The following is a 20564-nucleotide window of genomic DNA, read 5'->3' as shown; positions in this document are numbered from 1 at the left end:
ATCCCCGCCGCTAGAGTGCGCGCACTTCGCGAGAAACATCAGACGGCTTATGACCAAAACCATCTTCAAGATAGTGGGCGCGCATGAATGGCGCGCCGCCGAAGCGGAGGGACGGTTCATCGGCTCGCCTGTCGATCTCGATGACGGTTTCATCCATTTCTCGACCGCGGCGCAGGCCCGCGAGACCGCGGCGCGGCACTTTGCGGGCCGCAAGGGCCTGTTGCTGGTGGCCGTGGATGCGGACGCGCTGGGCGAGGTGCTGAAATGGGAGCCCTCGCGCGGCGGCGACCTCTTTCCCCATCTTTATGACGTGCTGCCGATGACGGCTGTGACCGGCGTGCACGACCTGCCGCTGGGGCCGGAGGGCGAGCATGTCTTTCCGGCGGCGGTCACTGACGGGGAGAGCTGAAGCGGATGAACCTCTTCCCGCTCGCAAGGCCCTTTCTGGGCCTGATGGATCCCGAGACCGCGCATCGCAACACCATTCGCGCGCTGAAGCTGGGCCTTGTGCCGGCCGGAGGGGCCGACCCCGCCGAACTGGGTATCGATCTTTTCGGACTGCATTTCCCCAATCCCGTCGGCATCGCGGCGGGCTTCGACAAGAATGCCGAAGTGCCCGACGCCATGCTGCGGCTCGGCATGGGCTTTGCGGAAATCGGCACGGTGACGCCGCGCCCGCAAGCCGGTAATCCGCGCCCCCGCATCTTCCGCCTCGCGCATGAGCGCGCCGTCATCAACCGGCTCGGCTTCAACAATGAAGGCCACGCGGCCGCCAAAGGCCGCCTTGAGGCGCGGCGCGGACGGCCCGGCATCGTCGGCGTCAATATCGGCGCCAACAAGGATAGCGAAGACCGCATCGCCGATTATGAAACCGGCATCCGCGCTTTCGAGGGGCTGGCGAGCTATTTCACGGTCAATATCTCCTCGCCCAACACGCCCGGCCTGCGCGCACTGCAGAACAAGGCGGAGCTTGAAACGCTGGTGACGCGGGTGCTGGCCGCCAGGGCAGGCGAAACGCCGGTCCTGCTCAAGATCGCGCCCGACCTGACCGACGAGGAATTGCAGGACATCGCCGATGTGGCTGCCGAAAAAGGCCTCGACGGTCTGATCGTGTCCAATACGACGATCGCGCGCGAGGGGCTGGTGCAGGGCGCCCGGGCCGGGGAAACCGGCGGCCTCTCCGGCCAGCCGCTTTTCGGTCTGTCGACGGCCATTTTGCGGCAGATGTACAAGCTGACCGGCGGACGGATACCGTTGGTCGGCGTCGGCGGTATCGGCAGCGGCGCGGACGCCTATGCCAAGATCAGGGCCGGCGCCTCGCTGGTGCAGCTCTATACCGCGCTCGTCTATGAAGGGCCGGGCCTCGTCGGCGCCATCAAGCGCGACCTGGCCGCGATGCTGAAAGCCGACGGCTTTGCCCGCGTGCAGGATGCCATCGGTCAGGATACGGAATAATTTTCGAAAGGGACAGGCGATGACTGCCGTAACGATGTACCACAACCCGCGCTGCTCGAAATCGCGCCAGACGCTCTCCCTGCTGGAGCAGCACGGTATCGTCCCGGACATCGTGGAATATCTGAAAACGCCGCCCACTGAGGCCGAGCTGAAAGGCATTCTGGAAAAGCTGCGGATGAAGCCGCGCGATCTCATGCGCAAGAAGGAAGAGCCCTACAAGGCCCTCGGCCTCGACGATGAAAGCCTGAGCGACGCGCAGCTTATCAAGGCGATGGTGGAAAATCCGATCCTGATCGAACGCCCCATCGTGGTCGGGGAATATGGCGCGAAGATCGGCCGCCCGCCGGAAGACGTGCTCGATCTCTTCAACGAGTGGTGAGGCCCTCCGCCTCCGCGGCGGCTCTGACGCGCGGATAGTAGTAGAGCAGCGAAGCGGCGCGCAGGAGATAGAAGATCATGAAGGCACCCCAGAGCCCGTGATTGCCATAGGCCGGCGCCAGCAGCCGCCACGCCAGAAGGAAGAGCGCAAGCGTGACGATCATCGCATTGCGCATTTCCACCGTGCGGGTCGCGCCGATGAAAATGCCGTCGAGTTGAAAACTCCACACCGCCAGAAGCGGCGTCAGCACCGCCCAGGGCAGAAAGAGGCGCGCGGCGTCGCGCACATGCGGCGCGGTCGTCAGCAGGTCGATGAACCACGGGCCGCCCGCAAGGATGACGACGGAAAGGAAAACCGCCGTCCCCGCCGCCCAGACGGTGGAAATGCGCACCGCTTCGGAAAGCCTCTCCCGTGTGCGCGCGCCGATGGCCTTGCCGACCAGCGCCTCCGCCGCATAGGCGAACCCGTCGAGAAAAAAGGCGGAGGTGGAGACGAACTGCATCAGCACGGCATTGGCGGCAAGCTGCACATCGCCCATATCCGCGCTCTTGGCCATGAACCAGGCAAAGGCAGAGACGAGGCAGAGCGTACGGATCATGATGTCGCGATTGACGGTGATCGTCCGCCGGATGCGCTCCGCATCGAAGAGCTTGGCGCGGTCCCAGTGCCCGCCCATCCGTTTGAGCGCCCTGCTTGCAATGACAAGGCCCACCAGCGCGGCAAGCGTTTCGGCAATGGCCGTGCCCGCCGCGATCCCCTTCACGCCCCAGCCGAGCCCGACGACGAAAGTGACGTCGAGGGCCAGATTCGTCCCGTTGAGCAGAAATTGCAGGGCAAGCGCGGTGCCCGCTTTGTGCCGTCCGATGAACCAGCCCAGCAGCGCGAAATTGGCCAGCGTGAAGGGCGCCGACCAGATGCGGATGGCGAAATAGTCATGTGTGTGCCGCTCGACTTCCGCACTGCCCGATAGAAGCGAAAAGGCGATCTTGCCGATGGGCCATTGCAGCGCGACGAGGGCAAGGCCCGCGACGCCCGCAATGAGGAGCGCGCGCCCCAGGCTCGTGCGCACTTCGTCCATATCGTCGGCGCCCAGTGCCTGCGCCGTCAGCCCGGTCGTTCCCATCCGCAGGAACCCGAACCCCCAGTAAAGGAAACTGAAAAGCGTCGCGCCAAGCGCGACGGCGCCGATCAGCGCCGGGTCGGGGATCTGTCCGATGACCGCCGTGTCGACAAGCCCCAGAAGCGGCGTGGACAGGTTCGAGAGAACGATCGGACCGGCGATGGCAAGCACGCGGGCATGCGTGATCCTGTCGCCCGCCGCATTCGGGTTCATGCCGTAGCGCCGGCGTCCGCCGCGGTCCCTTCTTCGTCGGGCTGTTTCAGCAGGAAATGACCATGCGCCGCGGCGATGGGCCGGGACTTGTCTTCCTGCCAGGCTTCCACATGCACCGTGGCGACGCGCCGTCCCTGCTTGGTGATCGCGGCGCGGGCGAAGGTGTCTTGCGGCTTGCCCGAGCGCAGATAATCGATGGTGATGTTGATCGGCTTGGGCGGCGCATCGATCCCCGTTTCGAAGGCGAGCTGCGCCATCGCCGTCATTTCAAGGAAAGCACCGATGGCCCCGCCATGCAGCGCCGGGAGCACGGGGTTGCCGATCAAATCTTCCTTGTAGCGCAGCACGGTGGTGATCTCGTTGCCGCGCCGGTCGACGCCGACGCCAAGAAAACGCGCATAGGGAATGCGATCGAGAAACAGGCTCAGATCTTTCGTCTCGCTCATTCCGCTTTTCCTCCGCCAAGAACCTGATCCGCCTGCTGACGAAGCTCTTCCGAAATCGGCATGGGCATGGCCCGGTTGGCTGCCAGCATGAAGGTGCCGACACAGGTGGCGATCGGATCTTCCTCGTCTTCGTGATAGGCCGCGCCGCGTACAAAGGCGATGTTCTTCGTCACCTTGTAGCAATGCGTATGCGCATTGAGGTCGAGCTTTGGCGTGGCGGGCTTCATATAGTCGATCCGCAGGTCGAGCGTCGCGATCGCGATGCGCTCGGGCAGGGAAAGCTGGACGGCGATGCCGCAGGCATTGTCCAGCATGGCGGTGATGACGCCGCCATGCAGCACGCCGGTTTCGATGTCGCCGACCAGATCCTCGTTATAGGGCACGCTGAGCCAGGCCTCGCCGCGCGCGGCATCCTCGACTTTCATGCCGAGTGCGCGTGCATGCGGTACATGCTCGATCAGCACATCCTTCATCATCCGAATCTGTTCGGGGGAGATATTCGTCTGGTCACTCATGGTCACTCTTGCCTTGGGCTGCCGCCGGCCGCGAAACGGCGCTAGTAGGGCGTCCGGGCGTCGTCGTGTCAACTGCGCCCTGAATGGGAATAACCTATACCGGATTTCTATGTGATTCTGCCCGATACCGAGGTGCGCTTACGCAACTATCTGAAAGAAAAGCGGTTTTTGCGCCTTGGGATGCATTCTCAAAGTTGACGTTGATTCACTTTTGTCTAGACTCGGGCCCAACATGAAATCAGGGTCAGCCGCCTCGGCGGCGGGCCGGTGGGGGCACTGGAACCAGTATGAAAGATAGCGTGGAAGACGCTGTGAAGGAGCGGGCGGAAGGCAAGCCCCTCGGCAAGCGCGAACGGACGAAAATCAACAATCGGGAGGCCATCCTTCAGGCCGCGCGGAACGTCTTTGCCGATCTGGGCTATGGCGCGACGACGGTGCGCGACATCATCCGTCGCACAGGCCTCGCCTCCGGCACCTTCTACAATTATTTCCGCAGCAAGGAAGAAGTGTTCGAGGCGCTGATGGATGAAGGCATGCGCCGCATCCGCCCGCGCCTGCGTGCCGAGCGCATTCGCTCGCGCACCTTCGAGGATTTCATCCGCAATGCGCTTCACGCCTATTTCGAGTATCTCGCCTCCGACCGGGAGACGTTCGAGGTGATGCGCCGCAATCCGAACACGGTGCGCGTGCGCATGGAGACGGCGGAAATGATCGCCGGTTTCGAAGAGATCCGCGAATATATGGAAGAGGATATTCGCAACGGCACGCTGCCGCCCGTGGATTCCGAATATCTGATGGCGTCCGTGGTCGGGCTCGCCATGGAAATGGGCGATCGCATGATCGCGCGCGACAATGTCGACCCCGCCGCAGCGGCGGAGTTTGCGACGGCGCTGGTGCTGGGCGGCTTTCACAATCTGCCCGTCGCAGGCACGGCGCCCGCGACCTCCGGCGCGGATGACCGCAAGGAAGACGGCAAATGAATTTACAGAAGCTTGTCATCCGTGGCCTGATGAAACTGCCCGAGGGCGCTCTCCTGCGCATGTCGGGCGGTGAGCCGCTCTCCATCGATGGAAGGGTGATCGATCCGCGCGTGCAATTGCTCGCGGTGCAGGGCGCGAAGGCGCCCTCGCTTACCACGCTCGACCCGGTGGCCGCCCGCGCGGCGGCGGCGCAGGGCCTGGCGCTTCTGGACGATGCGCCGCGCGCCAATGTGGCGATCGACGAAGTCGTCATGCCAGGGCCCGGCGGCAGGCTGGCCGCGCGTCTCTACCGGCCCAAACATGCAGCCGGCCCGCTGCCCGGCCTCGTCTATTTTCATATGGGCGGCTGCGTGATCGGCAATCTGGACACCTGCGAGACTTTCTGCAGCATTCTCGCCGGCAGCGCCAATTGCGCGGTTCTGTCCGTCGACTACCGTCTCGCGCCCGAGCACAAATTTCCCGCCGCGGTGGACGATGCGCTGGCCGCCTACAAATGGGCTGAGGAAAACGCATCCTCCTTCGGCATGGAGGCGGGCCGTATCGGCGTTGGCGGAGACAGCGCGGGCGGCTATCTCTCCGCCGTCGTGGCGCAGCAAATGAAGGCCGAGGGCGGTCCTGCGCCCGCGTGTCAGCTTCTCATCTATCCGGTAACGGATATGGAGGCGCAAGGCGGGTCGATGGAAAGCTGCGGCGAGGTCTATCCGCTGACCGCCGACATCATGCAATGGTTCATCGACCATTACATCGACAAGCCAGAAGACAAGAAGGATTTGCGCGCCTCACCCCTGAAGGCGGAGGACCTGTCCGGCCTGCCGCCCGCCATCGTCGTCACGGCGGGGTTCGATCCGCTCCGCGATCAGGGGGCGGCATATGCCGACAGGCTGAAAGCGGCGGGCGTCCCCGTCACCTATCGCTGCTACGACAGGCTTGCCCATGCCTTCACCGCCATGTCCGGCACCGTGCCCGCGGCGAAACGGGCCTGCGAGGAGATCGCGGTGGATGTGCGGGCGGGGCTCTCAGCATCCGCATGAGGCCCGCATGACCTATCTGCTGATCAAGGCCGCCATTTCCGGCGTCATCGTGATGCTCATTTCCGAAATTGCGCGGCGCAGTCCCGCCTTCGGCGCGCTGGTCGCCTCCATCCCGCTCGTCTCCGTCCTCGGTATCGTCTGGCTCTGGCGCGATACGGGCGACATTCCGCGCATCGCGGACCATGCGGAAGCGACCTTCTGGTACGTCATCCCGAGCCTTCCCATGTTCCTCGCCTTTCCGGCGATGTTGCGCCATGGCATGTCCTTCTGGATGGCGCTCGGGCTTTCCATCCTCCTCACCATCCTTCTCTATTTCCTCACCGTGGTCGTCGCGGCCCGCTTCGGCATCAGGCTCTAGAGCGTTGATGCGCGAGAGGGCCTGTGCTAGTCAAAACGGGTCCTTAGGGGAGTAGCCTCCCTCCGCCCGCGCCTAGCGGGGGTCGAGAGGGGCGGACGTCAACACACTTGGCTCACGCCATGGCGTTCGCGAAAGGTGCCGGATTTTCGGCCCGATTTGGCAAGACCTTTGGTTTCACGCTTTCGCCTGGCCGGGCGGAGAGCGTAAAGCCATTGGTGTATTTGCCCGGCCGGAGCTTCGAGATGGACGCCTTCCTGATTTCCACCGTCACCGTCGCCATCGCCGAAATCGGCGACAAGACGCAGCTTCTGGCGCTGATCCTTGCACTGCGCTTTCGCCAGCCCTGGCCGGTCGTCTGGGGCATTCTCGCGGCGACGCTTGCCAATCACGCACTCGCCGCCTGGGCGGGGGTGGAACTTGCCGGGTTTATGGACCGCGAGCTCATGACCCGTCTCGTCGGCGTCTCCTTCATCTTGATGGGCTTCTGGGCGCTGATCCCCGACAAGGCGCCCGAGGATGATGCGACGGAACTTGAACGGACGAAGCGCTTCGGTCCTTTCCTCGCCACGGTGATTGCGTTCTTCCTTGTAGAAATCGGCGACAAGACCCAGATCGCCACGGCGGCGCTGGCGGTGCGTTTCGATTCCGTGCTTCACGTCGCGGCAGGGACGACATTGGGCATGATGTTCGCCAATGTGCCGGTGGTGTTCTTTGGCGAAAAGGTCGCTCGGTTCGTGCCGCTTGGCTGGGTGCGCGCAACCGCCGCGTTTATCTTCATCGCCCTTGGCGCGGTCACGCTGCTTTCCGCCTTCGGTTATCTCTGACGCTTCCTTCGCTCACGCGCTCTGCCTATGCTGCGCGAAACGATATTGAAAAAGAGGGAGGTGCCCATGCGGGCGATGCGTGTGCATGAGCTGTCGGAAGATATTTCCGTTCTGCGAATGGATGATATGGACTTGCCGCCACCCGGTCCCGGCGAAGTGCGGTTGAAGCTCAAGGCCTGCTCGGTGAACTTCCCCGACATTCTGATGGTGCAGGGCAAATATCAGTTCAAGCCGGAGCTGCCTTTCTCGCCCGGCATGGAGGGCGCGGGCATCGTCGCCGAGCTGGGCGAGGGCGTTACGACGCTGAAAGTCGGCGATCATGTTGTTGCGGGCTTGCGCATCGGCGGCTTCGCGGAGGAAGTGAACGCATCGGCTGAAGCCTGCCGCCCCATCCCGCAAGGCATGGATTTCGCCAGGGCCGCGGCCTATCCGGCAGCCTATCTCACGGCCTATGTCGCGCTCGTTTGCCGCGGTCATTTGCAGCCGGGCGAAACGCTTCTCGTCCATGGCAGCACCGGCGGCGTCGGGCTTGCCGCCGTCGAGATGGGAAAGCTGCTTGGCGCAACGGTGATCGCGACATCGGCGTCGGATGAAAAACTCAAAGTGGTGAAGGCGCGCGGGGCCGACCATGTGCTCAACATCAATGACGGCTTCAAGGACAAGGTGAAGGAGCTTACCGGCGGCAAGGGCGCCGATGTGATCTACGATCCGGTCGGCGGCGACGTGTTCGACGAGAGCGTGCGCTGCATCGCCTGGAACGGACGCCTGCTCGTCATCGGCTTCACCAGCGGCCGTATCCCGTCCGTCCCCGTCAATATGCCGCTCATCAAGGGGTTTTCCGTCGTCGGCGTCCGGGCGGGCGAATATGGCCGCCGCGACCCGGAGGCGGGCAAGGCCAATATCGAAGCCATCGACCGTCTGGCTGCGGAGGGAAAGATCGACCCTTATATCTGTGCCCGCTTTCCGCTGGAAAAGGCGGCAGACGCGATGCGCATGCTGCAAAACCGCGAGGTTGTCGGTAAGGTCGTGATCGAAATGAACGGGGAGAACTGATCGATGGCACGAAAGCCCGGAACGAAAGCGTCGCTCGCGGCGGTCGCGATCCTGTTACTGGTTGCGGCATGTTCCGGGCCGAAGGCCATCAAGGTCACCGAAGAAGGCGTCGGCCCCATTACCGGCATCACCGCCTTCGATCCCGACGCCGTGTCGGCCCTTCTGCCGGGCACGACGGTTTCGCGTCGGCAGGTCTCGCGCGAGGGAGAGAAATATCCCATCATCCTCGTCGAGGAAAACAACGAGAAGATGATGGAAGTCGTACCGGACGCGGACGAGCGGTCGGTCGCGGGCGTCATCGTCTTCTCGCCCGGCATTCGCGACATGCACGGCATTCATGTCGGCAGCCTCTATACCGACATCTACAAGAAAAACGACAGGCCCCAATGTCTGCCGGGCGTCGAGGAATATGCCGGACGGCTTTTCTGCCCGGCCGCCGAGTCGACGCGCATCTATTACGAGCTTGCCGGCAAGTGGGACGGGCCGGACGGCAAGGTGCCGCCCGACGACGTCATTCGGAACTGGAAGGTCACGGCAATCCACTGGCGCGCCAGCGCGGTTTAACCTGCGCCGTTTGGCGGTCACACGCTGCGCTGCGCCTTGTCCTTGTCGTTCGCGCTGCGGATCATGTCCCGCATCTGGTCCCAGTCGTCATCCTTGAGCGAAGAGAGCCGCGAGAAATTGCCGCCGCCCGCGGAATAGGCCGCACCGTCGATGGCGATGGTCTGGCCGGAAAGATAGTCGCAGCCATCCGCCATCAGGAAAGTGGCGAGGTTCTTCAACTCGTCCATCTGCCCCACGCGCCCCATCGGAATGCCGTCGCGTTCCTGATCGCCGTCGGTCGACTGGCCGGGGCTCAGCCGCGCCCATGCGCCTTCGGTGGGGAAGGGACCGGGCGCGATCGCATTGAGGCGGATGCCGTATTGGCCCCATTCGGCGGCAAGCGATTTCGTCATGATGTTGACGCCCGCCTTCGACATGGCCGACGGCACGGTGAAGGGGCCGCCGTTCCACACCCAGGTGGTGAGGATGGAAATGACGCTGCCCGGCACGCCGTCGCGGATCCAGCGCGTGCCGCAGGCATGCGTCACATAGAAGGTGCCGTGAAAGACGATATTGGCGATGGCGTCGAAACCGCGCGTGGAAAGATCCTTGGTCGGAGAGATGAAATTGCCCGCCGCATTGTTGACCAGGCCGGTAAGCGGACCGTTCGCCCAGATCTCCTCGATCATCTCGTCCACGGCTTCGGCGACGCGAATGTCCACGCTATGCGTTTTCACCGACCCGCCATGCTTGTCCATCAGCTCGGCGGCCGTGTCGTCGAGCACTTTCTTGCGGCGCCCGCAAATATGGATATCGGCGCCGAGCCGCAGATAGTCCTCCGCCATTTCCTTGCCGAGGCCCGTGCCGCCGCCGGTGACGAGAATGCGTTTTCCTGTGAGAAGTCCGTCCCGGAACATCGAAACCATGCTGTCCTCCTTGGCCGTTATGACCCCGGCCATTCATTATTGCGTTCGGGAGGGAGGATAGCAGCGAGAGCCGCCGCGCCTAGTCCCGCGCATAGCCTGCGGGACGAGACGCAGCGTCAAACTCAGCTTTGCGGACCGTTCTTGCCGTTGCGTTCGACCAGCACGCTCCAGAGCCGCACGATGATGAAGATCGGAATCACCACGATGGCGCCCAGCATGAAATATTCGCCGGACCAGCGAATGGCGTCGAAGCCCATTTCCCAGACGCGCATGAAAGTGTCGATGAAATCGCGCCACAGATCGATCGGGCGGATGCCGAACACCGCCAGCACGATGCCCACCACCACCGAGGCGATGGCGAGCTTCAGAAGGGTCGGCAGCAGCGGCCCGCCAAGCAGTTTGTCCATATCCGGCATCCTTTGGATTGTTGGGCGGAGCTAGTCCGCGGCGTCGGCGATCTGATAGACCGTACGCGAGGGGAAGGGGATCGTGATGCCTTCCGCGTCGAAACGCTCTTTCACCTTCTTCGTGATCTCGAACTTGGTCGGCCAATAGTCGGCGTTGGCGACCCACAGCCGCATCACGATATCGACGGAGCTGTCATTCAGCCCGATCACGCCGAGGAAGGGCTCGGGCTGCTTCATGCTGCGCGGATCGGCTTCATAGACGGAGCGGATGATCTCCATCGCCTTGTCGATGTCGTCGCCATAGGAAATCCCGAATGTGATGTCGACGCGCCGCGTCGGATAGGACGAATAGTTTTTCAGCGGCTGTCCCCAGATGCCGCTGTTCGGCACGATGATCTGCACATTGTCCGGCGTGTTGAGTTCGGTGAAGAACAGGGTGAGTTCCTTCACCGTGCCGGCGATGCCGCCGATCTCGACATATTGCCCGGTGCGGAAGGGACGGAAGATCAGGAGCATCACGCCCGCCGCCACATTGGACAGCGTGCCCTGAAGGGCAAGGCCGACGGCCAGGCCGGCGGCGCCGAGAACGGCGATGAGAGAGGTCGTCTCGATCCCGAACTCGCCGAGTACGGCCAGAAGGGTGGCGGCGATGATGAGGTATCGGACGATGCTGCCGAAAAAGCTCTGCAGCATGTCGTCCTTCACCGGCCCGCGTGCCAGCGCCCGCATGGTCCAGGTCTTTGCGCGCCCGGCAAACCAGAAGCCGACGATAAGGATAAGGATGGCGGCGACGAAGCTGACCCCGTACTGGAGAGCGAAAGGCAGCAAGGCGTCGATATTCTGCTGAACGATGGCGGGCATCTGCGCGAGCATGTGGTCTGGCTCCTGATGGTTGGCGACCCCTGAAAGCGCGCAGTTTCCCATGTTTACGCATATGAAAAAAGACAAGGTTTGCCGTCTTGCAGGGGGCAGCTAGGCTCAACGCCATGAGCGAGCCCTTATCCACAGCCGACACCGGCCTGCTGCCCGGACCCTTCCGGGACTGGTTTGCCGCGCGCGGCTGGGCCCCGCGCGCCCATCAGCTCCAGTTGCTGGAGATCGCTGAAAGCGGCCGCTCCGTCCTGCTCATCGCCCCCACCGGCGCGGGCAAGACGCTGGCGGGCTTCCTGCCCTCGCTGGTGGAGCTTTCGGCGGGGCGGGGAGGCGGGCTGCATACCCTCTACATCTCGCCGCTCAAGGCGTTGGCGGTGGACATCAAGCGCAATCTCGAAACGCCGATTAGCGAGATGGGCCTTGATATATCGGTGGAAACCCGCACCGGCGACACGCCGCAGAACCGTCGCCTGCGCCAGCGTCACACACCGCCCGACATCCTGATGACGACGCCGGAGCAATTGGCGCTGCTGCTCTCTTATCCGGATGCGGATAAATTTTTCGGCTCTTTGTCATGCGTCGTGCTGGACGAGCTTCACGCACTGGCGAACTCCAAGCGCGGCGACCTTCTGGCGCTGGGTCTCGCCCGCCTGTCGACGCTCGCGCCGTCGCTTCGCCGGGTGGGCCTTTCCGCCACCGTGGCCGAGCCGGACGAGCTGCGCCGCTATCTCATGCCCCAACCCATAATGGGTGATGCAATGGCGGAAATCGTCACCGCGCCGCCGGGCGCCGTGCCGGAATTGGGCATTTTGACCCCGAAAGGGCCGGAACCTGATTCGGCGGCGAAGCTGCCTGTACCGGCTGAAGCGCGAATACCCTGGTCCGGACACTCCGCGCGCCATGCGCTGCCTGCCGTTTATGAAGAGATCAAGCGCAACCGCATGGTGCTGGTCTTCGTCAACACGCGCTCCCAGGCCGAATTCGTCTTTCAGTCGCTCTGGCATCTGAACGAGGACACGCTGCCCATCGCGTTGCATCACGGCTCGCTGGCGCCGGAAGCGCGCCGCAAGGTGGAAGCGGCCATGGCGGCGGGATCCTTGCGTGCCGTCGTCTGTACCTCGACGCTCGATCTCGGCATCGACTGGGGCGATGTCGACCTCGTCGTCAATATGGGCGCGCCGAAAGGCGCAAGCCGTCTGTTGCAGCGCATCGGGCGCGCCAATCACCGGCTCGACGAGCCGAGCCGCGCGCTTCTCGTGCCCGCCAACCGTTTCGAGGTGCTGGAATGCGAGGCCGCCCGCGCCGCCGCGCTGGAAGGCGCGCAAGACGGGCTCGTCGCCCGCAAGGGCGCGCTCGATGTGCTCTCCCAGCATGTGCTGGGCATGGCCTGTTCCGAACCCTTCGACCCCGATGAGCTTTATGCGGAAGTGCGCTCGGCCTCGCCCTATCGCGAGCTGACGCGGGACGAGTTCGACCGCGTGGTGGATTTCGTCGCGACCGGCGGCTACGCGCTCAAGACCTATGACCGCTTCGCGCGCCTGCGTCCCAACAAGCCGCTCGAAGGCGATATGCGCCTGCGGGCCTCCAATCCGAAAGTCATCCAGCAATTCCGCATGAATGTCGGCACCATCGTCGAAGCGCCCATGCTGAAAGTCCGCATGATCCGGAAAGGGCGTCGTCCGGTGGGCGCGGGCGGGGGCAGGGTGCTCGGCGAGATCGAGGAATATTTCATCGACCAGCTGTCGCCCGGCGACACTTTTCTCTTTGCCGGACACATCCTCTCCTTCGAGGGACTGGCCGAAACCGAAGCGCTGGTGACCAAGGGCGGCGGCGACGAACCCATGATCCCCGCCTATTACGGCGGCAAGTTTCCGCTCTCCACCTATCTCGCCTCGCGCGTGCGTCGCATGCTGGCGAACAAAGGCGAATGGGCCGCGCTGCCGCAGCAGGTGCAGGACTGGCTCGGCATGCAGGCCTGGCGCTCGCGGCTCCCCGGCGAAAACGACCTGCTGGTCGAAACCTTTCCCCGCAACGGCAAGTTCTATCTCGTCTGCTATCCCTTCGAAGGCCGTCTCGCGCATCAGACGCTCGGCATGTTGCTGACGCGCCGTCTGGATCGCGCGGGCGCGCGTCCGCTCGGCTTCGTCGCGTCGGAATATTCGCTCGCCATCTGGTGCCTGCGCGATCCGGGTCTGATGGCCGACCGCCACGAGCTGCCGCTGGGCGAGCTTTTCGGCGAGGACATGCTGGGCGACGATCTTGAAAACTGGCTGGCGGAATCGAGCCTGTTGAAGCGCACCTTCCGCGACTGCGCGCTCATCTCCGGTCTCATCGAGCGACGCTTTCCGGGGCAGGAAAAAACCGGGCGGCAGGTCACCTTCTCCGCCGACCTCATCTACAATGTGCTGCGCGAACACGAGCCCGATCACATTCTTTTGCGGGCGACTTATCAGGATGCCGCGACCGGCCTCCTTGACGTTGCGCGTGTCGCTGCCATGTTGACGCGCGTGAAGGGACGAATCGTGCTTGAACGTCTCGACCGCGTCTCCCCGCTCGCCGTGCCCGTGCTGCTCGATATCGGGCGCGAAGCCGTTCAAGGCGAAGCGAACGAGGCGCTGCTGGCCGAAGCGGCCGATGAGTTGATCGAAGAAGCGACAAGACTGGTCTGAAATGCAGTTGCGTAAACGACATACGGAAGCCACCCCCCGATTGCGCGAAACGCCGCTCAGCGTCTGCGGCGCGGCACTGACGCCGCTGCCGGAAGGCGCGCTCTGGTGGGCGGACGAACGCATCCTCGTCGTCGCCGATCTGCATTTCGAAAAGGGGTCCGCCTTCGCCGAACGCGGTGTCGCGCTTCCCCCCTACGACACGGGCGCGACGCTGACCCGGCTGGAAAAGCTGATGGAAAAATTCGAGCCCGAAACGCTCATCGCGCTGGGCGACAGCTTCCATGACCGCCGGGCGGAAAAGCGCATGGCGAAGTCCGATGCCGACCGCCTCGTTGCGCTCACCGCCGCCTGCGACTGGATCTGGATCGAAGGCAATCACGACCCCGTGCCGCCGCGCCGCTTCGGCGGCTCGGTGCAGGGCGAGATGACGGTCGGCCCGCTCACCTTCCGGCACGAGCCGCGGCCCGCGCCCTCCACCGGCGAGATCGCAGGCCACCTTCACCCCTGCGCGGCGGTGCGCGTGCGCGGACGGCGCTTGCGGCGGCGCTGCTTCGTCAGCGATACGACGCGCGCCATCCTGCCGGCCTTCGGCGCCTATGCGGGCGGCCTCAACGTGCTGGACCGCGCCTATGCCGGGCTCCTGCCGGGGCGCGACTTCCATGCCTGGATGATGGGCCGAGACGCGGTCGTGCCGGTCTCGGCAACGCGCCTCGAAGGCGACTGAATTCCTTGAACCGTCATGCCCCGCTTCATGCGGGGCATCCACGTCTTCGGACCTTTCCGGAAAACCTCAGCCGAACTTGGCGAGCCCCGGAAACGTATTGATGAGGAAGACGGCGATGCTCTCGAAAGAGCCCGTCAGCATCAAAAGGCCCGTCAGCGCCAGCAGCAGCCCCGCCGCGATTTCCACCTTGTGCATGTGACGGCGGAAGCGGCCCGCGAAGCTGAGGAAGCCGCGAATGGCGAAGGCGGCGGCAAGGAACGGAATGCCGAGCCCCAGCGAATAGACCGTCAGCAGCCCGACGCCCGCGCCGAGGCTTTCCTGCGAGGCGGCGACCGTCAGGATCGTGGCGAGGATCGGCCCGATGCACGGCGTCCAGCCGAAGGCGAAGGCAAGCCCGAGGAGATAGGGGCTCGCAAACTGCATGAAGAGGCTCTTCTCGCCCGCGCCCGTCCCCTGCACCTGGAAGCGCGCTTCCCGGTCGAGAAAGGCGAGCCGGAAAACGCCCATGTAATGCAGGCCGAAAATGATGATGACCGCGCCTGCGATCCGCCCCAGAAGCTGCTTATGCGCGATGATGAGCGGATTGATCGCCGAGGCGCTCGCCCCCAGCGCGACGAAAATGGTGGTGAAGCCCAGCACGAAGCCGATGGCCCCCAGCGTCACGCGCAGCGTCAGCCCGTCAGAGCCCAGCGCCTCGCCCTTTTCGTTCTTGGCGACGAGTTCGTCGAGCGATGTGCCCGCGATATAGCAAAGATAGGCCGGCACGAGCGGCAGCACGCACGGGCTGAGAAAGCTGATAAGGCCGCCCGCGGCCGCGGCGGCATAGCTGATGCTGGATGGGTCCATGGGCGGGGACTTTAGCCCGTCGGCGCCGCGAGGCAAATGTGCAACGGCGTGTCAGATCGGCGCGGCCGCATTACTTTGTGGTCATGTTCAGCGCCGGCCCAGCACGGCGGAGGCCAGCCAGCCGAAAAAGGCGGCGCCGATCACCGCGATCAGGCCATAGAGCAGCGCATTATTATGGGCGAGGCGGTAGATGAAACGCTCGATCCCGCCCTTGTCGATATAGAGCGGAGAGGAAATCGTATCGACGACCTTGCCGTCCTTCAGCAGATAGACCTTCGCCGTATAAAGCCCGACAGGCACGGTGGCGGGCAGGTCCAGCGTGGCGCGGAAAAGCGTCTGGCCGAGAAAAATCACCCCGCCCGGATCTGTCAGGTAGAGCCCGTCGCGGCGCTTGTTACGGATCAGCGCCTTCCAGAAATCGCGCTCGGTATCCGGCGGCAGGAATTCCTGCGTCCCGTCGATCCCGGTCGCAACGGCGTCGCCGAACTCGTAGTTCTCGATGCCGATCCGCTGCTCGCGCAGCGTTTCGGGCGAGGCGATGACTTCCAGCGGCCGCGTACTGGCAATGGCGTGATAGCCCGGCACATTGGGATAGGTCACCGAGTCGTGATTGACCCATATCCCGGCCACCTGTTCCTTGCGGCGGACCTTCACCGTCCGCGTCGGCCCCGTCACGACCACGATGATGTCGCGATCGACGGCGCGTTCGGCCTGCGGCGCTTCCACCGCGCCGAACAGCAGGATCTCCGTGCCCGTGAAGTTGGACCGGATGGAGACCTGGTGCTGCGACAGGTCGGTCACCAGACGGTCGGCGCGGGCCGATACGGTCCCGAGCGCAAAGGCGCCCAGCGTCAGCAGGGCCAGAAGCGCAGATGTGCCGGTCCGCCGGAATGCCATGCGTCAGTTCCCCGACGACATGACGACGATGGAATAGAGGTCGTCGGGACGGCTGATGAGGTCGATGCCCAGCCGCACGCCGATCACGAGGAGCAGCGCGGCCAGCAGCGCGCGCACCTGTTCGCCCTGCAGCTTCTCGCCGACGCGGACGCCGAATTGCGCGCCCACAGCGCCGCCGATCACGAGGATGAAGCCCAGCACGATATCGACCGCCTGGTTTTCATAGGCATGCATCACGCCGGTCAGCGCGGTCACGAAAACGATCTGGAAGAACGAGGTGCCGATCACGACGCTGGTCGGCATGCGCAGCAGGTAGATCATGGCCGGGATCATGATGAAGCCGCCGCCCACGCCCATGATCGCCGAGAGCGTGCCGACGAAATAGCCGACCAGGATGGGCGGGATCACGCTGATATAGAGCTTGGAGCGGCGGAACCGCATCTTGAACGGCAGGCCGTGGATCCAGCTGTGATGACCCCGCCCGCGTGCGCGGCCGCCCGTCCCGCCATTGCGCGCGGCCCGTATCGCCTGCACGCTTTCCACCATCATCAGCCCGCCGATGATGGTCAGGAAGACCACATAGATGATGGAGATCATCAGGTCGACCTGGCCGATCGAACTGAGCAGCTTGAAAAGATAGATACCGCTGAGCGAGCCCGCGGTACCGCCCGCCAGCAGCACGCCGCCCATCTTGAAGTCGATACTGCGCCGCGCGAAATGCGCCAGCGCCCCCGTCACCGAGGAGGCGACGACCGAGGTCGACTGCGTGCCCACCGCGATGGCGGGTGGAATACCGAGAAAGATGAGGAGTGGCGTCATCAGAAAGCCGCCGCCAATGCCGAACATGCCCGACAGAAACCCGACCGTGAGCCCCATCGCCAGGATGGTCAGCACATTCACCGGAATTTCCGCGATTGGCAGATAGATTTGCATGAACGTAAGCGCTTCCGGCGGCCTGCCCGCATATCCGGGCTCCGGCCTTCCCCCTCGGCCGCCTGCGTCGGATACATCGAGAGGGACTCGCTGCGGAACGGCGCCGGCAATGTTTGATTTGGCGTAGCACGTTGCCGGCCCATTTCAAAGGGGCGGCGCGCCGGGGCGTGGACTATCTCGCAAGCTTTTGCGCCAGAACCGTGACGCGGAATCTGCGCCGACCGGACGGGCCGTCTCCGCCCGCTCTTTTAGCCCTCGAGCTCGATCAGCAGTTCCGGCGTCACCTTGCCCGACGGCGCAAGACCGTTCGCCCTCTGGAAGGCGGCGATGGCGTCTTTGGTGCGCGGCCCCATCATGCCGTCGGCCGGGCCGGCATCGTAGCCGAGCTTGTTGAGCAGCGATTGCGCCTGCGCGATATCGGGATCGGCGGGGCCTGCGGCGGCGCTGTCCCAGCTCTTGAGCGAGGAGAGGTTGCCATTTGCCACCGGATCGGCCGTCTTCGCCTGCCAGGCATTCGTCGCGATGCGCGCATCGGCGAGATCGCCCGGCTCCATCTGTTCGGCCAGCGCATCCCGCTTCTTTGCGGCACCCTTGTCGCCGGCAAGAGCCGCGATGGCGAACCATTTATAGGCGGTGGCGAGGTCTTTCTTGATGCCGAGCCCGCGTTCGTTGAGCACGGCCAGATTGTACTGGCTGTCGCCCAGCCCGTAATTGGCCGCCTTGGCGAACCATTGGGCGGCCTTGGCGAAATCCTGGGACGTGCCGCGGCCTTCGGCATACATGACGGCGAGATTGTGCATCGCCTTCACATTGCCCTTGCTGGCGGCCTTTTCGTAGAGCTGCATCGCACGGGCATTGTCCTGGCCCACGCCGCGCCCTTTTTCATAAAAGGTCGCGAGCCTGTACTGGGCGATGGTCAGCCCCTGTCCGGCGGCTTTGCGGATCCAGCTCACAGCCTGCTTGTCGTTCTGCGCCACACCCTCGCCGCGCGCATAGGCGTCGCCGAGCGTGTATTCCGCGGCGGCGTTCCCGGCCCGCGCGGCATCGTTCAATGTCACCGGCTGCGGCGCGCTGGGCGGCGTGCTCGTCGCGGGCGAAACATCGTCCACGGGCGTCGCCGGAACCTTCGCCACATTGACGGGGGCTTCGGCGGATGCGCCGGTCTCCGACGTACCCGTCTTGGGGGCGCTCGTCTCGGGCGCGCCGGTCTTGGACGTGCCGGTCTGAGACGTGGTGGACGCCGGTGCCTCTGGTGCCGCATCGGCACCGGCGTCCTCCGGACTGGCCTCCGGATTGGTCGGCGCGGGCGAACTTGTCTCGCCCGGATTTGTCATCGGCGCCGTGCCGCCCGGTGTCGGGCTTTGGCGCATGAAGAGGAAGGCGCCCGCGATGACCGCAAGCGCGATAAAGCCCGCCGTGGCGATGATCACCAGCCGGTTGCGCTTCTTCTCCGCATCGTCTGTCTCGAAGCGCGCGGAGGATTCGGCATAGGCCGGGCTGTCATAGCCGGAATGGGACCCTTGCGAGGCGGCCTGCGCGGCGCGGCGTGCCTGGGCGAGGAAATCCTGTGCAGCCTGCGCGCCGGCTTCCCTCAGCGGCGGAGGCGGCGGCGGATCCGGCAGGACGACGCCGTCATCCTCATCTTCCTCGGGCTCGGGCGTCTCGTAATCGGGGATGTCCGCTGTCTTGGGAGAGGTTTTGACCGGCACGTCGGGCGCGGGTGTCTCGCGCACCGGCTCGACAAGCCGGGGCCCTTCGTCGATGGGCGGCGGCGCGACGGGATCTTCCCGCAGGACCGGCGCACGGGCCTGCATCGCAGGCTGGGCGGGAATCGCGGACGGCACCATGAAGCCTTCGCCACGCCCTTGGGCGCCGATCGATGGCAGGTCGAACTGCGCGCCCCCCATGCCCGGCGCGTTCAGCGCGGCCGCGGTGGGGAAGTTGGGCGAGAAGCTGCCTTGCGGTCCCATGCCGGCATTGATCTGCGGCGCGGCGGGCCGTGCCGCGCGCTGCTTGGCCGACTTTTCCAGCCGGGCCAGTCGTTCGGTCGTGCGCGCCAGCACGCTCTGCACCGATTCCAGCGCCTCGCGGCTCTGGTGATCGGTCTCGCTCAGCCGGTTCGCGATCTGCGACAGCGTTTCTTCCACATTGCGCGTGGTCTCGTCGCTGCGGTGTTCGCTTTCTTCCAGACGCTGCGCCAGCATGTCGAGCTGGTCGGCCAGCTCACGCGGCATTTCCGGTTCGCGCGGCCTGGAAAGGTCTTCGATCTGGCGCGCAATGCCGTTCATGCCCTTGTGCACGGCGTCCAGCGCGTCCTGGCTTTTCTGTTCGGTCTGCTCCAGCCGTTCGGAAAGCCGGGAAAGGCTCTTCTGGAGACTGGAAATCGTGTCGCGCTGGCTGTCGGCCTGCGCCTTGTCCTCGAACGCCTTCAGCGCCGCCTGCACGGCCTTGGCCTGGGTCTGTTCCAGATTGCCGCTGACGCCGGAAAGGCTCTGCTCCATCTGCTCCAGCCGCTGGGAGAGGAGCGAGAGGTGTTTTTCCTGCGCTTCCGCGCGCTTCTTTTCGGCTTCGCGTTCGTTGGCCTGCTCGGTCTCGTCGATGCGCGAGGAGAGCTGGCCCAGCATGTTGCGGATATCGGACAGGGAATCGTTGGTCCGCTTCTCGCTGGTGTCCAGATGGTCGACCACCGCGTTCACCGCCTTCTCCAGCGTCTGGATCGCGTGCTTGTCCTCGGCGGTCTGCTGGGAGCCGCCGCCATCCTTCTCCGCGCGTTCCAGCCGTTCGGCCAGATGCTGCAGCTTGCGTTCCAGAGGATCGATAACGGCTTTCGTCTCCTGCTGCGGCTGGGCGGGCGCATGTTCGGCGCGGACGATCCGGTCTGCCAGCTCGTCGATGGTTTCGCCCAGACGCCGGGTCAATTCCACGGTCCGGTCTTCGCTGCGCTCCAGCCGTCTTGAAAGATTGCGGACCGCATCGGCCAGGCCTTCCATCTCGCCGTCGCCGGGCCGGGCGGCCTGCGCAGGCGCCTGCGCGGCGTAGTCCGGGCGTCCGCCCGAGCGGGTCTGGTTGCTCCAGCCGCTCTGTTCGCCGCCGTCGCCGGACACATCGTCCGTGCCGCTGTCCATGATGACCTGGTTCAGCCACGCGCCAAGCGTCAGGCCCGAGCGGCGCGCAGCCTGCTTTGCAGCTTCGCGCGCTTCAGGCTCTATGCCTTTGACGCTCCAGGGGACCCCCGATCTCATCCGAATCACTAGCCTTTGAACGGTTTGGGTCAGTATATGCCACGGAATATGGCGTTTAAACGTGTGGGTTAGCCCAAAATATTGACATCGGCACCATATCTGGTGAATCGCACCGATTCTCTATCGAGCC

Annotated in this window: 21 protein-coding genes and 1 riboswitch; of the genes, 11 read left to right on the top strand and 10 right to left on the bottom strand. The window is 64.5% G+C overall.

Translation table 11 applies throughout. The annotated features are described in order from the left end of the window. Positions 1-49 precede the first annotated feature (49 nt). The 3 genes from ACSSVQ_RS07515 to arsC are packed head-to-tail and all read left to right on the top strand — an operon-like array spanning position 50 to position 1834. Entirely contained in the window at positions 50-409 is a 360-nt protein-coding gene (locus tag ACSSVQ_RS07515) for a DUF952 domain-containing protein (protein WP_454181958.1), read from the top strand. A 5-nt stretch (positions 410-414) separates the two neighbouring features. Next, on the top strand, positions 415-1455 hold the full coding sequence (locus ACSSVQ_RS07510; protein WP_454181956.1) for a quinone-dependent dihydroorotate dehydrogenase: 1041 nt from the start codon (positions 415-417) through the stop codon (positions 1453-1455). A 19-nt stretch (positions 1456-1474) separates the two neighbouring features. Further along, positions 1475-1834 (top strand): arsenate reductase (glutaredoxin), encoded by a 360-nt coding sequence (gene arsC, locus ACSSVQ_RS07505; RefSeq protein ID WP_454181954.1) that lies wholly within the window; start codon positions 1475-1477, stop codon positions 1832-1834. Here the strand turns inward: arsC and ACSSVQ_RS07500 are convergent. The 3 genes from ACSSVQ_RS07500 to ACSSVQ_RS07490 are packed head-to-tail and all read right to left on the bottom strand — an operon-like array spanning position 1821 to position 4128. Continuing rightward, positions 1821-3167: an MATE family efflux transporter gene (locus tag ACSSVQ_RS07500; RefSeq protein WP_454181952.1), complete on the bottom strand. Its 1347-nt coding sequence runs from the start codon at positions 3165-3167 to the stop codon at positions 1821-1823. The genes arsC and ACSSVQ_RS07500 overlap by 14 nt on opposite strands. Continuing rightward, complete coding sequence (locus ACSSVQ_RS07495) at positions 3164-3613, bottom strand: PaaI family thioesterase (protein WP_454181950.1); 450 nt, start codon at positions 3611-3613, stop codon at positions 3164-3166. The genes ACSSVQ_RS07500 and ACSSVQ_RS07495 overlap by 4 nt, the downstream gene beginning before the upstream one ends. Next, positions 3610-4128, bottom strand: coding sequence for a PaaI family thioesterase (locus ACSSVQ_RS07490; RefSeq protein WP_454181948.1), 519 nt, complete (start codon positions 4126-4128; stop codon positions 3610-3612). Before ACSSVQ_RS07490 ends, ACSSVQ_RS07495 begins: the two co-directional genes overlap by 4 nt. A gap of 287 nt (positions 4129-4415) precedes the next feature. On the opposite strand from ACSSVQ_RS07490, the gene ACSSVQ_RS07485 reads away from it, so the two are divergent. From ACSSVQ_RS07485 to ACSSVQ_RS07460, 6 genes are all read left to right on the top strand, one after another. Then, complete coding sequence (locus tag ACSSVQ_RS07485; protein ID WP_454181946.1) at positions 4416-5108, top strand: TetR/AcrR family transcriptional regulator; 693 nt, start codon at positions 4416-4418, stop codon at positions 5106-5108. Then, a complete protein-coding gene (locus ACSSVQ_RS07480; RefSeq protein WP_454181944.1) occupies positions 5105-6139 on the top strand; it encodes an alpha/beta hydrolase in 1035 nt (344 codons plus the stop codon). The genes ACSSVQ_RS07485 and ACSSVQ_RS07480 overlap by 4 nt, the downstream gene beginning before the upstream one ends. 7 nt (positions 6140-6146) lie before the next feature. Continuing rightward, entirely contained in the window at positions 6147-6497 is a 351-nt protein-coding gene (locus ACSSVQ_RS07475; RefSeq protein ID WP_454181943.1) for a DUF3147 family protein, read from the top strand. A 33-nt stretch (positions 6498-6530) separates the two neighbouring features. Beyond that, positions 6531-6673: riboswitch (yybP-ykoY riboswitch) on the top strand. A 39-nt stretch (positions 6674-6712) separates the two neighbouring features. Continuing rightward, positions 6713-7321 carry a TMEM165/GDT1 family protein gene (locus ACSSVQ_RS07470; protein WP_454184665.1) on the top strand — a complete coding sequence of 203 codons (609 nt, stop codon included), beginning with the start codon at positions 6713-6715 and terminating at the stop codon, positions 7319-7321. Positions 7322-7387: 66 nt separating this feature from the next. After that, positions 7388-8374 carry an NADPH:quinone oxidoreductase family protein gene (locus ACSSVQ_RS07465; protein WP_454181941.1) on the top strand — a complete coding sequence of 329 codons (987 nt, stop codon included), beginning with the start codon at positions 7388-7390 and terminating at the stop codon, positions 8372-8374. Between the two features lie 3 nt (positions 8375-8377). Further along, positions 8378-8938: a DUF1131 family protein gene (locus ACSSVQ_RS07460; protein ID WP_454181939.1), complete on the top strand. Its 561-nt coding sequence runs from the start codon at positions 8378-8380 to the stop codon at positions 8936-8938. A gap of 17 nt (positions 8939-8955) precedes the next feature. Here the strand turns inward: ACSSVQ_RS07460 and ACSSVQ_RS07455 are convergent, their stop codons facing one another. From ACSSVQ_RS07455 to ACSSVQ_RS07445, 3 genes are all read right to left on the bottom strand, one after another. Then, positions 8956-9834: an SDR family oxidoreductase gene (locus ACSSVQ_RS07455; RefSeq protein WP_454184664.1), complete on the bottom strand. Its 879-nt coding sequence runs from the start codon at positions 9832-9834 to the stop codon at positions 8956-8958. A 131-nt stretch (positions 9835-9965) separates the two neighbouring features. After that, positions 9966-10250, bottom strand: coding sequence for a DUF6460 domain-containing protein (locus ACSSVQ_RS07450; protein WP_293328942.1), 285 nt, complete (start codon positions 10248-10250; stop codon positions 9966-9968). Between the two features lie 30 nt (positions 10251-10280). Then, positions 10281-11123 (bottom strand): mechanosensitive ion channel family protein, encoded by an 843-nt coding sequence (locus ACSSVQ_RS07445; protein ID WP_454181937.1) that lies wholly within the window; start codon positions 11121-11123, stop codon positions 10281-10283. Positions 11124-11236: 113 nt separating this feature from the next. On the opposite strand from ACSSVQ_RS07445, the gene ACSSVQ_RS07440 reads away from it, so the two are divergent. Next, a complete protein-coding gene (locus tag ACSSVQ_RS07440; RefSeq protein WP_454181935.1) occupies positions 11237-13792 on the top strand; it encodes a ligase-associated DNA damage response DEXH box helicase in 2556 nt (851 codons plus the stop codon). Between the two features lies 1 nt (position 13793). After that, on the top strand, positions 13794-14516 hold the full coding sequence (gene pdeM / locus ACSSVQ_RS07435) for a ligase-associated DNA damage response endonuclease PdeM (protein ID WP_454181933.1): 723 nt from the start codon (positions 13794-13796) through the stop codon (positions 14514-14516). 66 nt (positions 14517-14582) lie between these two features. On the opposite strand, the gene ACSSVQ_RS07430 is transcribed toward pdeM, so the two are convergent. The 4 genes from ACSSVQ_RS07430 to ACSSVQ_RS07415 all read right to left on the bottom strand — a co-directional run bounded on the left by ACSSVQ_RS07430 (position 14583) and on the right by ACSSVQ_RS07415 (position 20434). After that, positions 14583-15362 carry a cytochrome c biogenesis CcdA family protein gene (locus ACSSVQ_RS07430; protein ID WP_454181931.1) on the bottom strand — a complete coding sequence of 260 codons (780 nt, stop codon included), beginning with the start codon at positions 15360-15362 and terminating at the stop codon, positions 14583-14585. Positions 15363-15449: 87 nt separating this feature from the next. Next, positions 15450-16259, bottom strand: coding sequence for a TIGR02186 family protein (locus ACSSVQ_RS07425; RefSeq protein WP_454181929.1), 810 nt, complete (start codon positions 16257-16259; stop codon positions 15450-15452). Between the two features lie 3 nt (positions 16260-16262). Beyond that, positions 16263-17192, bottom strand: coding sequence for a sulfite exporter TauE/SafE family protein (locus ACSSVQ_RS07420; RefSeq protein WP_293324263.1), 930 nt, complete (start codon positions 17190-17192; stop codon positions 16263-16265). 248 nt (positions 17193-17440) lie between these two features. Further along, a complete protein-coding gene (locus ACSSVQ_RS07415) occupies positions 17441-20434 on the bottom strand; it encodes a peptidoglycan-binding protein (RefSeq protein WP_454181927.1) in 2994 nt (997 codons plus the stop codon). Between the last annotated feature and the right edge of the window lie 130 nt (positions 20435-20564).

This window comes from Parvibaculum sp. MBR-TMA-1.3b-4.2 (genome assembly GCF_053628815.1).
The sequence above is the reverse complement of the archived record's forward strand: the minus strand, read 5'-3'. Positions and strand labels throughout refer to the sequence as shown.

What these genes read in the sequence shown, in the direction of transcription:
- ACSSVQ_RS07515 (WP_454181958.1), top strand. Translation starts at nt 50, where the DNA reads ATGACCAAAACCATCTTCAAGATAGTGGGCGCGCATGAATGGCGCGCC.
- ACSSVQ_RS07510 (WP_454181956.1), top strand. Translation starts at nt 415, where the DNA reads ATGAACCTCTTCCCGCTCGCAAGGCCCTTTCTGGGCCTGATGGATCCC.
- arsC (WP_454181954.1), top strand. Translation starts at nt 1,475, where the DNA reads ATGACTGCCGTAACGATGTACCACAACCCGCGCTGCTCGAAATCGCGC.
- ACSSVQ_RS07500 (WP_454181952.1), bottom strand. Translation starts at nt 3,167, where the DNA reads ATGAACCCGAATGCGGCGGGCGACAGGATCACGCATGCCCGCGTGCTT.
- ACSSVQ_RS07495 (WP_454181950.1), bottom strand. Translation starts at nt 3,613, where the DNA reads ATGAGCGAGACGAAAGATCTGAGCCTGTTTCTCGATCGCATTCCCTAT.
- ACSSVQ_RS07490 (WP_454181948.1), bottom strand. Translation starts at nt 4,128, where the DNA reads ATGAGTGACCAGACGAATATCTCCCCCGAACAGATTCGGATGATGAAG.
- ACSSVQ_RS07485 (WP_454181946.1), top strand. Translation starts at nt 4,416, where the DNA reads ATGAAAGATAGCGTGGAAGACGCTGTGAAGGAGCGGGCGGAAGGCAAG.
- ACSSVQ_RS07480 (WP_454181944.1), top strand. Translation starts at nt 5,105, where the DNA reads ATGAATTTACAGAAGCTTGTCATCCGTGGCCTGATGAAACTGCCCGAG.
- ACSSVQ_RS07475 (WP_454181943.1), top strand. Translation starts at nt 6,147, where the DNA reads ATGACCTATCTGCTGATCAAGGCCGCCATTTCCGGCGTCATCGTGATG.
- ACSSVQ_RS07465 (WP_454181941.1), top strand. Translation starts at nt 7,388, where the DNA reads ATGCGGGCGATGCGTGTGCATGAGCTGTCGGAAGATATTTCCGTTCTG.
- ACSSVQ_RS07460 (WP_454181939.1), top strand. Translation starts at nt 8,378, where the DNA reads ATGGCACGAAAGCCCGGAACGAAAGCGTCGCTCGCGGCGGTCGCGATC.
- ACSSVQ_RS07455 (WP_454184664.1), bottom strand. Translation starts at nt 9,834, where the DNA reads ATGTTCCGGGACGGACTTCTCACAGGAAAACGCATTCTCGTCACCGGC.
- ACSSVQ_RS07450 (WP_293328942.1), bottom strand. Translation starts at nt 10,250, where the DNA reads ATGGACAAACTGCTTGGCGGGCCGCTGCTGCCGACCCTTCTGAAGCTC.
- ACSSVQ_RS07445 (WP_454181937.1), bottom strand. Translation starts at nt 11,123, where the DNA reads ATGCTCGCGCAGATGCCCGCCATCGTTCAGCAGAATATCGACGCCTTG.
- ACSSVQ_RS07440 (WP_454181935.1), top strand. Translation starts at nt 11,237, where the DNA reads ATGAGCGAGCCCTTATCCACAGCCGACACCGGCCTGCTGCCCGGACCC.
- pdeM (WP_454181933.1), top strand. Translation starts at nt 13,794, where the DNA reads ATGCAGTTGCGTAAACGACATACGGAAGCCACCCCCCGATTGCGCGAA.
- ACSSVQ_RS07430 (WP_454181931.1), bottom strand. Translation starts at nt 15,362, where the DNA reads ATGGACCCATCCAGCATCAGCTATGCCGCCGCGGCCGCGGGCGGCCTT.
- ACSSVQ_RS07425 (WP_454181929.1), bottom strand. Translation starts at nt 16,259, where the DNA reads ATGGCATTCCGGCGGACCGGCACATCTGCGCTTCTGGCCCTGCTGACG.
- ACSSVQ_RS07420 (WP_293324263.1), bottom strand. Translation starts at nt 17,192, where the DNA reads ATGCAAATCTATCTGCCAATCGCGGAAATTCCGGTGAATGTGCTGACC.
- ACSSVQ_RS07415 (WP_454181927.1), bottom strand. Translation starts at nt 20,434, where the DNA reads ATGAGATCGGGGGTCCCCTGGAGCGTCAAAGGCATAGAGCCTGAAGCG.